The 12,514-nt window shown below is 64.2% G+C and carries 12 protein-coding genes and 1 pseudogene; 10 read left to right on the top strand and 3 right to left on the bottom strand.

Features of this window, described 5'->3' with window-relative positions:
* Window positions 1–59: 59 nt before the first annotated feature.
* Together QN085_RS25915 and QN085_RS25910 are read left to right on the top strand one after the other, a co-directional pair.
* Window positions 60–1,127: pseudogene (locus QN085_RS25915) on the top strand (cache domain-containing protein); the annotation flags it as partial.
* 138 nt (window positions 1,128–1,265) lie between these two features.
* Window positions 1,266–2,033, top strand: a complete 768-nt coding sequence (locus QN085_RS25910; protein WP_371033815.1) for a methyl-accepting chemotaxis protein — start codon at window positions 1,266–1,268, stop codon at window positions 2,031–2,033.
* Between the two features lie 127 nt (window positions 2,034–2,160).
* On the opposite strand, the gene QN085_RS03125 is transcribed toward QN085_RS25910, so the two are convergent.
* Together QN085_RS03125 and QN085_RS03120 are read right to left on the bottom strand one after the other, a co-directional pair.
* Window positions 2,161–2,940 (bottom strand): AraC family transcriptional regulator, encoded by a 780-nt coding sequence (locus QN085_RS03125; RefSeq protein ID WP_013970732.1) that lies wholly within the window; start codon window positions 2,938–2,940, stop codon window positions 2,161–2,163.
* A gap of 39 nt (window positions 2,941–2,979) precedes the next feature.
* Window positions 2,980–4,257 (bottom strand): acetyl-CoA C-acetyltransferase, encoded by a 1,278-nt coding sequence (locus QN085_RS03120; RefSeq protein ID WP_023662416.1) that lies wholly within the window; start codon window positions 4,255–4,257, stop codon window positions 2,980–2,982.
* Window positions 4,258–4,375: 118 nt separating this feature from the next.
* Here QN085_RS03120 and QN085_RS03115 point away from each other — a divergent pair, with 118 nt between their 5' ends.
* The 8 genes from QN085_RS03115 (at window position 4,376) to QN085_RS03080 (ending at window position 10,706) form a co-directional block, all read left to right on the top strand.
* Window positions 4,376–5,728 carry a 3-oxoacyl-ACP reductase gene (locus QN085_RS03115; RefSeq protein ID WP_024086205.1) on the top strand — a complete coding sequence of 451 codons (1,353 nt, stop codon included), beginning with the start codon at window positions 4,376–4,378 and terminating at the stop codon, window positions 5,726–5,728.
* A 2-nt stretch (window positions 5,729–5,730) separates the two neighbouring features.
* Complete coding sequence (locus QN085_RS03110) at window positions 5,731–6,582, top strand: MaoC family dehydratase (RefSeq protein ID WP_024086204.1); 852 nt, start codon at window positions 5,731–5,733, stop codon at window positions 6,580–6,582.
* Window positions 6,583–6,759: 177 nt separating this feature from the next.
* Window positions 6,760–7,065 carry a MazG-like family protein gene (locus QN085_RS03105; RefSeq protein WP_013970728.1) on the top strand — a complete coding sequence of 102 codons (306 nt, stop codon included), beginning with the start codon at window positions 6,760–6,762 and terminating at the stop codon, window positions 7,063–7,065.
* Window positions 7,062–7,811: a methyltransferase domain-containing protein gene (locus tag QN085_RS03100; protein WP_015268825.1), complete on the top strand. Its 750-nt coding sequence runs from the start codon at window positions 7,062–7,064 to the stop codon at window positions 7,809–7,811. Before QN085_RS03105 ends, QN085_RS03100 begins: the two co-directional genes overlap by 4 nt.
* A gap of 21 nt (window positions 7,812–7,832) precedes the next feature.
* Window positions 7,833–8,468, top strand: a complete 636-nt coding sequence (locus QN085_RS03095) for a DUF4136 domain-containing protein (protein ID WP_003257064.1) — start codon at window positions 7,833–7,835, stop codon at window positions 8,466–8,468.
* A 19-nt stretch (window positions 8,469–8,487) separates the two neighbouring features.
* The gene (locus tag QN085_RS03090; RefSeq protein ID WP_023661913.1) at window positions 8,488–9,057 is read left to right on the top strand and encodes a DUF4136 domain-containing protein; all 570 of its coding nucleotides are present in this window, start codon (window positions 8,488–8,490) and stop codon (window positions 9,055–9,057) included.
* 280 nt (window positions 9,058–9,337) lie between these two features.
* Window positions 9,338–9,808: a prepilin peptidase gene (locus QN085_RS03085; protein WP_013970724.1), complete on the top strand. Its 471-nt coding sequence runs from the start codon at window positions 9,338–9,340 to the stop codon at window positions 9,806–9,808.
* A 124-nt stretch (window positions 9,809–9,932) separates the two neighbouring features.
* Complete coding sequence (locus QN085_RS03080) at window positions 9,933–10,706, top strand: response regulator transcription factor (protein WP_024086200.1); 774 nt, start codon at window positions 9,933–9,935, stop codon at window positions 10,704–10,706.
* 50 nt (window positions 10,707–10,756) lie between these two features.
* Here QN085_RS03080 and QN085_RS03075 read toward each other — a convergent pair whose 3' ends face one another.
* Complete coding sequence (locus QN085_RS03075) at window positions 10,757–12,421, bottom strand: ShlB/FhaC/HecB family hemolysin secretion/activation protein (protein WP_031324737.1); 1,665 nt, start codon at window positions 12,419–12,421, stop codon at window positions 10,757–10,759.
* Between the last annotated feature and the right edge of the window lie 93 nt (window positions 12,422–12,514).

The raw sequence follows: 12,514 nt of genomic DNA, 5'->3' as shown, positions 1-12,514 counted from the left end.
TACGGGCGTTTCCCTACATTAAACCCGGATGCTGCCGATGCAATTGTTACCTGCCTCGTATGTCGAAAATAACAAATCCGGGAGCGTCGATGAGCATCAAACAGAAACTGACCTGGGCATTCGCGGTCATCGCCGGCTTGCCCATCGTCCTAGTGGCCACCCTTGTGGTCCTCAACCTGCGTGGCGAAGCCCGCGACGGATTCCTCGATGGCAGCAGCCGGGAAATCCGCCAGGTCAGCAACGCGATGAACATCTTCTTCCAGGGCATCAACCAGAACGTCGAGTACCTGGCTGCGCAGCCGATGGTCGCTGCCACGGGTAGCGAACTGAACAAATACATGAGCGCAACCCCGTCCTATGAACTGGGCGAGCAGGCCAGCAAGCTGCTGGAGTTCATGACCCGCCTGGCCACCACGCATCCCAGCTATGCGTACCTGTCCTACGGGGTGAATGACGGTGGCTATGTCGGCTGGCCGGCCGGGCAGAAGTTCGTCAATTACGACCCGCGCACCCGCCCCTGGTACCAATTGGCAATGGCCAACCCTGGCAAGACCTTGCGTACCGGCGCCTACTACTGGGCTGCCGACGACGCTGTGCTGGTCAGCACCGTGCGCACCGTCGCCAACCAGTTGGGCAACCCTGGTGGCGTGGTCAACGTCGACGTCTCGCTCAAAGGCCTTACCGAGATCGTCCAGCAGATCAAGCTGGGCGAAAGCGGCTACGTGCTACTGGTGGAAAACAACGGCAACGTATTGGTCGACCCTCGTGACGCCAAGCATAACTTCAAGCAACTGGCGAGCTTTGGCGACGGGTACGCCGAGCTGGCCAAGCACGGCAAGGGGCTGGCCGAAGTGGAGCTGAATGGCGTGCGCTACATGGCCAACATCTACCCGGACGAACAGCTTGGCTGGACCCTGATCGGCCTGATCGAACAAAGCGAAGTGATGCAGACCACCACCCGCCTGACCTGGCTGATCGGCGTGGTGGCCCTGGTACTGGCCGCGCTGTTCGCCGTGGTCGGTGCCACCTTCGCCAAGCTGATCGTACGCCCGATCAACAGCGTCACCAGCGGCCTGGAAGATATCGCCCAGGGCGAGGGCGACCTGACCCGCAATCTGGAGATCCGCGGCCGCGACGAAACCGCACAACTGGCCAGCTGGTTCAACCAGTTCCTCGGTGCCATTCGCAGCCTGATCCAGCACATCGGTGCTGCCGCCAGCAAGATCCTCAGCACCTCCAGCAGCTCGACCCGCGTTTCCAGCGACATGGCCGAAGCCGCAGGCCGCCAGCGCGAAGCGGTGGACATGGTCTCAACCGCCTTCCACGAAATGGTCGCCACCGCCAACGAAGTGGCACGTTCCTGCAGCCAGGCGGCGCAATCGGCCGACAGCGGCCAGCAACAGGCCCGCGAAGGCCAGCAGCAGATCGATGCCGCGGTACATAGCGTTGACCGCCTGAGCCAGGAGATCGAGCAGTCGGCGCAGTCGATCCAGCAACTGGAGCGTGACAGCAACGCCATCCAGTCGATCCTCGGCACCATCCGCTCGATTGCCGAGCAGACCAACCTGCTGGCGCTCAACGCCGCCATCGAAGCGGCCCGTGCCGGCGAGCAGGGCCGTGGCTTTGCCGTGGTTGCCGACGAGGTGCGGGCGCTGGCCAAGCGCACTGCCGACTCCACCGCCGAGATCGACGGCCTGCTGGGCAACCTGGCCAGCCGCACTGCCGAAGTGGCTGCACAGATGCACGCCAGCCTGGAGGTTTCGCAGCAGTCGGTGAGCCGCATCGGCCTGGCCCGTGACAGCTTCGGGCAGATCCGCGAGTCGGTGGATGTGATCCGCGACATGAACACCCAGATTGCGACGGCGGCCGAAGAGCAGCACCAGGTGGCCGAAGACATCAACCGGCACATCAGCCAGATTCACGGCGATGCGCAGCTGGTGGCCGAACTGGCCCAGGCGGCGCGGATGGATTCGGAGAGCCTGGCCGGGCTGTCCAATGAGCTGGATGCACTGGTGCGCAGGTTCCGTACCTGATGTGTTGCCTGCGCTGGCCTCTTCGCGGGTGAACCCGCTCCCACAGGGATCACCGCAGCTTTGCAAGCTGTGCAGTACCTGTGGGAGCGGACGTGCCCGCGAAGAGGCCGGCACAAGCGACCAATCACTAAAGCCTCAATTCTCCCGGCGTCGCGCCGAACAATTGCTTGAACGCCGCAATGTAAGCCGAGGTGGAGTCATACCCACACCCCAACGCCGCCTCGGTCACACTCTCCCCGGCCTCCAGCAGCGCCAGCGACGACAACAGCCGCATACGCTGCCGCCAGTTGCGAAAACTCAAGCCCGTCTCCCGCTGGAACAGCCGCATCAGCGTCTTCTCCGAGCAACCCAACTCTCGCGCCCACTGCTGCAAGGTCTGCGACTGGTCCGGTGCAGCGATCAGACCATTGCACAGCGCCAGCAACCCCGGATGCCGTGGCAGTGGCAACGAAAAGCCGACTTCGGGCAGCATGCGCAACTGGTCGAGCAGCACCGCCACCAGCCGCGCCTCGGCGCTGTCAACCTCCGGGTATTCTGCCGGGAACAGGCAGAACTGCTTGATCAGTTCGCGCGCCAACGGGGTCACTTCCAGTACCCGGCATTGCTCCGGGGCCCACGGGCAGGCATCCCGGCGCACGTAAAGGCTGCGCATTTCGGCCTGCATCGAGGTGACCACTTCGTGTTCGGCATCGGCTGGTATCCACACGCCCCACTGGGGCGGGGCGAAGTAGCTGCCTTCCTGGGTATACACCCCGAGGACGCCGCTGATGGCATAGGAAAACTGCACCCAGTCGTGCTGGTGGCGGGTGGTCCAGGAGCCGGCGCCAAGGCTTTCGGCTCGTGCATAGAGCGGCCTGGGCAGGTGGTCCAGCGCCGGAATGGGGCGGGGGTGTCCGATGATGGGCATGGTGGTTTCTTTTAGTTCTGACCAGACAAGCCTAACAGCTCAGCGCTCGACGATGACGGTCACCCCCTGCCCACCCGCAGCGCAGATCGATATCAACCCCCGCCCCTTCCCCGACCTCGCCAGCAGCTTGGCCAGGTTGGCCAATATCCGCCCCCCGGTCGCGGCAAACGGGTGCCCGGCCGCCAGCGAACTGCCCTTGACGTTGAGCTTGCTGCGGTCAATCGCCCCGAGCGGCGCATCCAGCCCCAGCCGTTCGCGGCAATAATCGGCATCTTCCCAGGCCTTGAGCGTGCACAGCACCTGGGCAGCAAAGGCTTCGTGAATCTCGTAATAGTCAAAGTCCTGCAGCGTCAGGCCATTGCGCGCCAACAGCCGCGGCACCGCATACACCGGCGCCATCAACAGCCCTTCGCGACCAGTAACGAAATCCACCGCAGCGGTTTCACCATCGACCAGATAGGCCAGCACCGACAGCCCCTGCTGCTCGGCCCATTCCTCGCTGCCCAGCAAAACCAGCGAAGCACCATCGGTCAGCGGTGTGGAGTTGCCCGCCGTCAGCGTGCCCTGCCCGCTGCGGTCGAAGGCTGGCTTGAGCTTGGCCAATTGTTCCAGCGTCAGGTCGGGGCGCAGGTTGTTATCACGGGTCAAAGACAGAAACGGCGTCAGCAGGTCATCCTGCCACCCTTCGGCGTACGCGGCAGCCAGCGCCTGGTGGCTCAGCAGCGCCAGCTCGTCCTGCTCGGCACGGCCAATGCGCCAGGCCTGGGCCATGCGTTCGCAATGCTCGCCCATAGACAAACCGGTGCGCGGCTCACCGTTGCGCGGTAATTCGGGTTTCAGGTGGTGAGGACGCAGCTTGAGAAATGGCTTGAGCCGTTCGCCCAGGCTCTTGCCACGGTTGGCCTGCAACAGGATGTGGCGCAGGCCTTCGTTGACCGCAATCGGCGCATCGGAGGTGGTGTCCACACCGCCGGCTATGCCGCAGTCGATCTGCCCCAGGGCAATCTTATTGGCCACCAGCAGTGCCGCCTCTAGCCCCGTCCCGCAGGCTTGCTGGATGTCATAGGCTGGCGTCAGCGGCGACAGGCGCGAACCCAGCACGCACTCACGTGTCAGGTTCATGTCTCGCGAGTGCTTGAGCACAGCGCCAGCCACCACCTCCCCCATGCGCAACCCATGCAGGCGGTAGCGTTCGATCAGCCCTTCGAGGGCGACGGTTAGCATCGCCTGGTTGCTGGCCGTGGCGTAGGCGCCATTGGAACGGGCGAAGGGAATTCGGTTGCCGCCCAGGATCGCGACCCGGCGAAGTGAACGCATGCGCTTGTTCCTCCTGAAACAATTTGATCCGTACAGCCTAGGTGTTTTTACCGCATTCGAACGACCTTGCCACAAAGTTGGTCCACACTTTCAAGCTTGCCTTCCGGGAGACCCACTCATGAGCGATCGCTACCTCGGCTTTGCCAACTCCAACCTCGGCCGCCGCCTTGTGGATGCCCTTGGCCTGCCACGTCCAGCGCCGCTGGAGCGTTGGCAGGCAGGCCGCCTGCGCCCGGTCGAAGGTGCCCTGGTACTGGGTGGCGGGCCACTGGCGAGCCAGGTCGAAGCCATTGCCCCGCGCCTGACCGACACGCTTTACAGCTTCAATACCGACAACCTCCAGGCCGAAGCATGGGTGGCTGGTCTGGGGCCGAAGATCAAGGCCGTGGTATTCGATGCCAGTCACCTGTCCGACAGCGACGCGTTGAAGCAGTTGCGCGAATTTTTCCAGCCACTGCTGCGCAGCCTGGCATCGTGCGCCCATGTGGTGCTGCTGGGCCGCACGCCAGAAAGCCTCGACGACCCGTTGGCCAGCATTGCCCAACGAGCCCTGGAAGGCTTCAGCCGCTCGCTGGCGAAGGAACTGCGCAACGGTGCGACCGCGCAGTTGCTGTATGTCAGCCCCAGCGCGGAGGACCAGCTGGAAGGCGCCCTGCGCTTCTTCCTCTCGCCCAAGAGCGCCTTCATTTCCGGCCAGGTGCTGCGCCTGCATGCCTGCGCCAGCCAGGTCGAGGACTGGACACGGCCGCTGGCTGGGCGCCGCGCCCTGGTGACCGGTGCCGCGCGCGGCATCGGTGCCGCCATTGCCGAAACCCTGGCCCGGGACGGTGCCGACGTACTGCTGCTGGACGTGCCCCAAGCCAGCCAGGACCTAGACGCCCTGGCCGCGCGCCTGGGTGGCAAGGCGCTGCCCTTGGACATCTGCGCCGGCGACGCGGCAACGCAACTGCTTGCGGCCCTGCCCGACGGCGTCGACATCGTGGTGCACAATGCCGGTATCACACGCGACAAGACCCTGGCCAACATGACCCCGGAATACTGGGACGCGGTGCTGGCGGTAAACCTCAAGGCACCGCAGGTGCTGACACAGGCGCTGTACGACAACGGCGCCCTGGGTGAAAACGCGCGCATCACCCTGCTGGCCTCGGTCAGCGGTATCGCCGGCAACCGCGGGCAGGCCAACTATGCCGCGAGCAAGGCCGGGCTGATCGGCTTGGCCCAGGCGTGGGCGCCCCGGCTCGCCGAGCGCGGCGGCAGCATCAATGCCGTGGCACCCGGTTTCATCGAAACCCACATGACCGCCGCCATGCCCATGGGCCTGCGCGAGGCCGGGCGACGCTTGAGTTCGCTTGGCCAGGGCGGCCGCCCGCAGGATGTCGCCGAAGCCATCGCCTGGCTCAGCCAGCCAGGCTCCGGTGCAGTCAACGGCCAGGTGCTGCGGGTATGCGGCCAGGCCTTGATGGGGGCTTGAGCATGAGCCGACACTGGCACGACCTGCACAGCCCGGCTTCGCGCACCAGCCTGTACCTGCGCGCGGCCAGCAAGCGCAGCATCAGCGGCGACCAGCTGCCGGACGACGGCCTGCGCTGCTTCATCCGCGTCCAGCCGGGCAACCTGGCCGCCTATCGACGGTTGTGCCACTTCACCGACGATGGCCGCCTGCCGGGGACTTATCCACATGTCATGGCGTTCACGCTGCAGCTGCAGTTGATGACCGCGCCAAACTTCCCCTTCCCGCTGCTCGGCCTGGTGCACCTGCACAACCGCATCGAGGTGCTGCGCCCGCTGGGCGGTATCGAAGGGCTGCGCTTTGCGGTGCATGCAGGCAATCTGCAAGCGCATGCCAAGGGCGGCACCTTCGACCTGGTCACCGAAGCCGAAGACGGCATCGGCCTGCTGTGGCGCGAGACCAGCCGTATGCTGGTGCGCGGGCTGAAGCTGGAAAGCCAGGCAGGTGAGCCTGCCGAGGACGAACCGCAAGCGTTGCCGGAGGCAACCCGCTGGTACGCCGACAGCGATATCGGCCGGCGTTATGCCAAGGTCTGCGGGGACTACAACCCGATCCACCTCAGCGCGGCCAGTGCCCGGCTGTTCGGCTTCCCCACGGCCATTGCCCATGGCATGTGGAGCAAGGCCATGGCCCTGGCGGCATTGCGCGGGCACCTGCCGCACAGTGGCTTTGCCTTCGAGGTGGATTTCCGCAAGCCGGTGCGGTTGCCATCGGAGGTGGTGCTCGGTGCCAGTGAGGCGGGGGCTACGGGAGAGCTGCGGCTGGATGGCCATGGAGGGGTACTGCATATGGTCGGGCGCTGGGACCGGCTTTGAATCGTGAGGCTGCTTCGCAGCCTTTTCGCGACACAAGGCCGCTCCCACAGGTACCGCGTTCGGTTTGATGCCGGTGACCTCCTGTGGGAGCGGCCTTGCGTCGCGATGGGCCGCATAGCGGCCCCCTTGCTTTGCATCGGGCCTGCGCAGAAGCTATGCAGCATTAGGAGACCCCCGATGAACCTGCAAGAACTCACCCAACGCCTGCACCAGATCCGCGACAACAACGACTGGCGCGGCTTTCACAGCCCGAAGAACCTCGCCATGGCCGCCAGTGTCGAAATGGCCGAGCTGGTGGAAATCTTCCAGTGGCTGAGCGAAGACCAATCGCGCCAGCTGCCAGCCGATAAGCTGGCCCATGCCGGCCAGGAAATCGGCGATGTGGTGCTCTACCTGTTGCTGCTGTGCAGCGAACTTGGCCTGGACATGGACCAGGTAGTGCGAGCCAAGCTGGCCGACAGCGAGAGGCGCTTCGCCCGATGAACGACCGTCACTTCGATGAGCTGGCTACCCGCTTTGCCGAAAAGATCTACGGCGGCGCCAAGGGCGCGATCCGCCTGGCCGTGCTGCAGGCCGACCTGGCCGAAGCCCTGCCTGACCGCCCGCTGCGCATCCTCGACATCGGTGCCGGGTTGGGTCACATGGCTTTGTGGCTGGCCCAGCGCGGCCACCAGCTGACCCTGGCCGAACCCGCCGCGCCCATGCTCGACGGCGCACGGGCGCGCTTTGCCGAAGCCGGCCAACCGGCCACCTTCATCCAGGCCCCCTGGCAAGACCTGCTTGGCCAGCTGACCGAACCCTACGATCTGGTGCTATGCCACGCCGTACTCGAGTGGCTGGCCGAGCCCGAAAGCATCCTGCCGGTGCTGCACCAGCTCACGGCCCCTTCCGGGTGGCTATCGCTGGCCTTCTACAACCGCGACGCCCTGGTCTATCGCAACCTGCTCAAGGGCCATTTCCGCAAGTTGCGCAGCAACCGGCTGGAAGGTGAAAAGCAGAGCCTGACCCCGCAAAAACCGCTTGATCCACGGGAACTCAGGGCGCAACTTGATCCTATGTGGCAGGTTGAAAGCGAAAGTGGCGTGCGGGTGTTCCACGACTACATGCCCAAGGAATTCCAAGGCAAGGCCGAGCTGCTCGACCTGCTGGAAATGGAACTGGCCTACCGTCGCCACCCCAGCTTCGCCGGGCTCGGCCGCTACCTGCACTGGGTCTGCCGCCCCCGTTGACCTGCCCGCCGGGAGGAATACATGCCGTACCGTCTGTTGTGCCTGGCCGTGCTGCCGCTTGCCCTGGCTGGCTGCCAGGGCAGCAACCCCTACGTGGCCAGTAGCCGCCCGTTACCACCGGCACCGGCCCAGGCGGCCAGCACCTTCGATGCCAGTGCCTACCCGACACCGGCCCGTGATTACGGGCACTACCGTAGCTGGAGCTGGCTCAACGGCCAGTTGCCCAGTGGCTCGGTCGATACCGACCCGGCGCAACTGGCCGATGCCGTCAGCGGCGCACTGGACCAGCATGGCCTGCGTCCCGCCCGGGGCGGCCCCGGCGACTTGCTGGTCAGCGCCGACATACGCCTGGAAAAGCGCTTGCGCCAGGTACGTGACTACGATGCCTACGACCCTTACTACGGCCCGTATCCCTATGGCGGTGTCGGCTATGGCGGCTACCGCCATGGCTATGGGGGCTATGCCAGCGTGCCCATCGTGCGCACCTACGAAGTGCAGGTGATGGTGGTGCGTATCGACCTGTACGACGCCCGCAGCGGCCAGCCGGTATGGAGTGCCAGTGCCGAAAGCGGCAGCGACAAGGACTCGCCGCGTGAACGCGAAAGCGCCCTGCGCGATTCTGTGCACAAGGCGCTCAACGGCTATCCTCCCAGTTGATATCCAACGGAGAACCATCATGTTGCGCCGTCTCGTTCTACTGTCATTCGCGTTGTTGCTCGCCGCCTGCTCCAGCAATAACGTCCAGCAGGATTTCGATGCCAGCCGTGACTTTGCCGCCTACCGCAGCTGGGCATGGCAGGAACCGGGCCTGCAGTACCGCCCGGATGACCCACGAATCAAGAGCGACCTCACCGAGCAACGCATTCGCCAGGCAGTTGCAAGCCAACTCGACCAGCGTGGCCTGCGCCCGGTACAAGGCGGCGCCCGGCCGGACGTGACAGTGCGCGCGTACCTGATCGTCGAGCAGCGCCAGCAACAGATCACCACCAACTACGGCGGTGGCTGGGGTGGCTACTGGGGCGGCTACTGGGGTGGCCCGATGTACAACGAAACCCGCAGCGTCGACTACAAGGTCGCCACCATCCAGATCGACCTGTTCGATGGGCGTGACGGCAAGCTGGTGTGGCGCGGCAGTGCCGAGCAGATCATGAACAACTACCCGCCAAGCCCTGAAGAACGTAACAGCGCTATCCAGAACACCGTGACCAAGGTGTTGGCCAACTACCCGCCGGGGAGCAGGAAGTAACACCGAACGCGGTTATGCAGGCGCCGCAGCCCCTGTGGGAGCGGGTTTACCCGCGAAGAAAACAACGCGGTGCATGGCACCGGCTTTGCCGGTGTTCGCGGGTGAACCCGCTCCCACAAGGGTCGCCTGCGAGGCCTGTTTCAACAGCGACAAAATCCATCCCGACCACGCCTTTTTGCCTTTCCCGCCCCACTCGCCCGCAGGTTCCCGTCTATCTTCACTTAAGGAAACCTGACTGACCGGGTAGATGTGTTCAACATTTGGGAAGGGCTACCTGCCAATGCAAAGCATTGTTCTCCTGCTGTGGCTTGCCTTGTGCTCCGAACAGGACGTGCGTCAACGCCAGATATCCAACATGCTCACCCTGGGTGTGGCTGCCTGCGCCCTGGCCTGGCTTTTCGCCACTGGCCGCAGCTGGATCGGCGCCGATGCCAGCGATGCAGGCTGGGCGCTGGCCATCGTCATGCTGCTGACCCTGCCCGGCTACATGCTCGGCCGTTTCGGTGCCGATGACGTCAAGCTGATGGGCGCCCTGGCCCTGGCCACCAGCCCGCAATACGTGCTTGGCACCTTCATCGGCGCCGGTGTCAGCGTGCTGCTGTGGCTGCTCACCCGCCGGCGCCTGTGGACGTTGCTCAACCCCAAGGTAAAAAAGCGCTTGCAGGCCTTGACCGAGGAAATGGGTGACAAGCAGGCGTTCGTCCCCTATGTGCTCACCGGTTTTCTTTTGACTGCTGTATGGATCCAGTGAGCAATCTCGTGGTCCGATGGCTGTACAGAATTTGTAACTTGTACAAATCCACTACCCCCGACTATTTTTAGTTTGCAACGCGCTTGGCCCGGGAGCAGGACCGCGTAACGACAGGGAGTTGATCGTGTCCAGAGCATTCAGTGATGTGAAGATATTGGTGGTCGATGACCAACCAGTGATAGTCGAACAATTGTGTGAGTTTCTCGAAACCAAGGGTTACCGCTGCCTGCCGGCCCACTCCACTGACGAAGCCCTGGAACGTTACCTGGCAGACGAGGCCATTGGCGTGGTCATCTGTGACCTGCACATGCCTGGTCGTGATGGTATTGAACTGGTCCGCGAACTGAAGATACAAGGCGGGCAGCGCGCGTTCGAGGCCATCATGGTGACCGGTCGCGCGGAGAAGCAGGATGTGATCCGAGCGTTGCGCGAGGGCTTTGCCGATTACTACCAGAAACCCATGGACCTCGATGAACTGCTGGAGGGCGTACGCCGCCAGGAACAGGCCGTGCAGGAGCGCCAGCGCAGCTTCCGCGAGCTGGGCGGGTTGAGCCAGCGTCTGCAAGAGCTGGCAGAGTCGATGGACGAGCTTTACCAGGACCTGCAAAAAGCCCGGGGCCAGGGCATGCACCGGCGTGCCAGCGATGTGGACGAGAGTGAAAGCGAACTGCCAGCGGCGTTCGAGAAGCTGTCGCCACGCCAGCTGGAAGTAGCCCGCCTGGTGGGCAAGGGCCAGACCAACTACCAGATCGCCTGTGAGCTGGGCATTACCGAGAATACCGTGAAGCTGTATGTGTCGCAGGTGCTGCGCCTGACCCACATGCACAACCGCACCCAGCTGGCACTGGCACTGACACCCAGTTCGTCGCCGGTGCATCAGCGGTTTACTACCCACTAAACAGGTAGCTTCAAGATTTTGGCGGCTGCGTTGCAGCCCACAGCGACCCCTTACATCTGAACGCCAAGCGTCAAAGTCAGCCGAGGCGCGCGGTCCAGGCTGTCCAATGCCACATCCGCCAAAGGCTTGGCCAGCTCCAGCGCCACATTGAACAAGCGCCCATCGCCCAACCGCACACCAAGCGCCGCCGAAGCCAGGTGGGCATCCTGCACAGGCCCCCGGTTATGCCAGGCCTGCGCCGTATCAACCACCACATAGGGCTGCACCAACGCCAGCCAGTTGGCGTGCATGCTGTAATTCACCTCGTAAGCCACACCCCAGCCCTTGTCCCCGTCCGCCTGGTCGCGCGGGTAGCCACGGCCGAAACTCTGCCCGCCAAACCCCGCACGCTCGCTGTCGGGCAAGCGGTCATCACTCCAGTACAGCGCCCCGGACACCACCCCCTGCCAGTTACCGAGCAACCTGTCGCTCTGCAAGCCGGAAAGCCGCAACCGCAGAAAATCCAGATTGTAGTCGGCATCGCTGCGTGCCCCCAGATAATCCAGGCCCTGATAGACCCCGGCGCTGACGATGCGCAAATGGCCCTCTTCCACCTTGCGCCAGTCGCCCTCGAATGACAGCGCACGCACGTAGGTGTCGTAGTCCCGTGCCGATGGCAACCCATCTACCCGGTCTTCGAAGTGCTCACTGACCGAATATACCTGCCCCTGCACCACCATCCATTCATCCGGCCTGACGATCACCGGCTGGCGCAGGCCGATCGCATAGCGATCGCTGTCGCGCTTGCGAGTGATATCACGGCCATCATCCAGCCGAATCCGCGTGCCCGGTTCGCTGCGATAACGCGAGGCCGACAGCAGCAGCTGGCTGCCGCCCGCATCCAGGTATTGGCTGTAAGCCAGGCGCTGATAATGCACCTGGTCATTCCCTGGTGGCAGCAACACGCTGGCCTGGATCTGTTCGGCAAAGCGGGTCTGGGCGTGGCTGGTTGCCGTCAGCAGCGCCTGCGCATCGTCGCGGTTGCCATCAACCACGGTAACGGCAGCGCTGAACGGCTTGCGCCGGGCATGCACGGTCAACAACGTGGCACCATCAGCGGTTCGCGCCATGGCCAGCTGTGAGTCTATCTTCACCCCTGGCAGGCGCTCGGCCAGGCCCAGGTAGCGCTCCAGCGTTTCCCGGGTCAGCGGGCGCTCGGTTGCAAGCCGCTCCAGCAGCTGGTGCAGATAGGCGCTTGCCGGGCCGATATCGCCGACCACGCGGTAATCCCGAATATAGCCTTCGACCAGCACCACATTGACCTGGCCATCAGCCACCTCCTGCGGCGGCAGGTAGGCGTAAGACAACAGGTAGCCTTCCTGCCGATAGCGCTGGGTCAGGCGCGCGGTGTACTGCTGCAGCTCGCCCAAGGTAGTCTGGCGCCCGATCAGCGGTTGGTAGTGTTCGCGCAGGTCGCTCAGGGGGAACACCGTGCCGCCTTCGAAGCGCACTTTATGCAGCACCAGCCGGGTATTCGCAGGCGCCCACGCGGGGCTGTCGCCATCCTCCTCGGCCAGCTGCAGGTGAGCACTGACCGGGCGGTAGGCGTCTATCGGCAGGTTGGCGCCGGGCAGGCGACGTTCGTACTCATGGCTGTCGAGAAAACCTGGCAAAGGCTCGGCATGGGCCGCAAGCGCCCAAGGCAGCAACAACAGGGGCACGGCCAGAGGACGCATAGCGCGCTCCATGTTCCCTGGGGCTGCAAAGCGGCCCCAAATTGCTTGACTGACAGGCATCAGGGGCGCCAGCCGGTCACACCCGTTACCTGC

This window comes from Pseudomonas sp. M2(2023) (assembly GCF_030263955.1).
In the GTDB taxonomy this organism is placed as follows: Bacteria; Pseudomonadota; Gammaproteobacteria; order Pseudomonadales; family Pseudomonadaceae; genus Aquipseudomonas; species Aquipseudomonas asiatica.
This window is presented reverse-complemented; position numbering and strand designations above follow the sequence as displayed.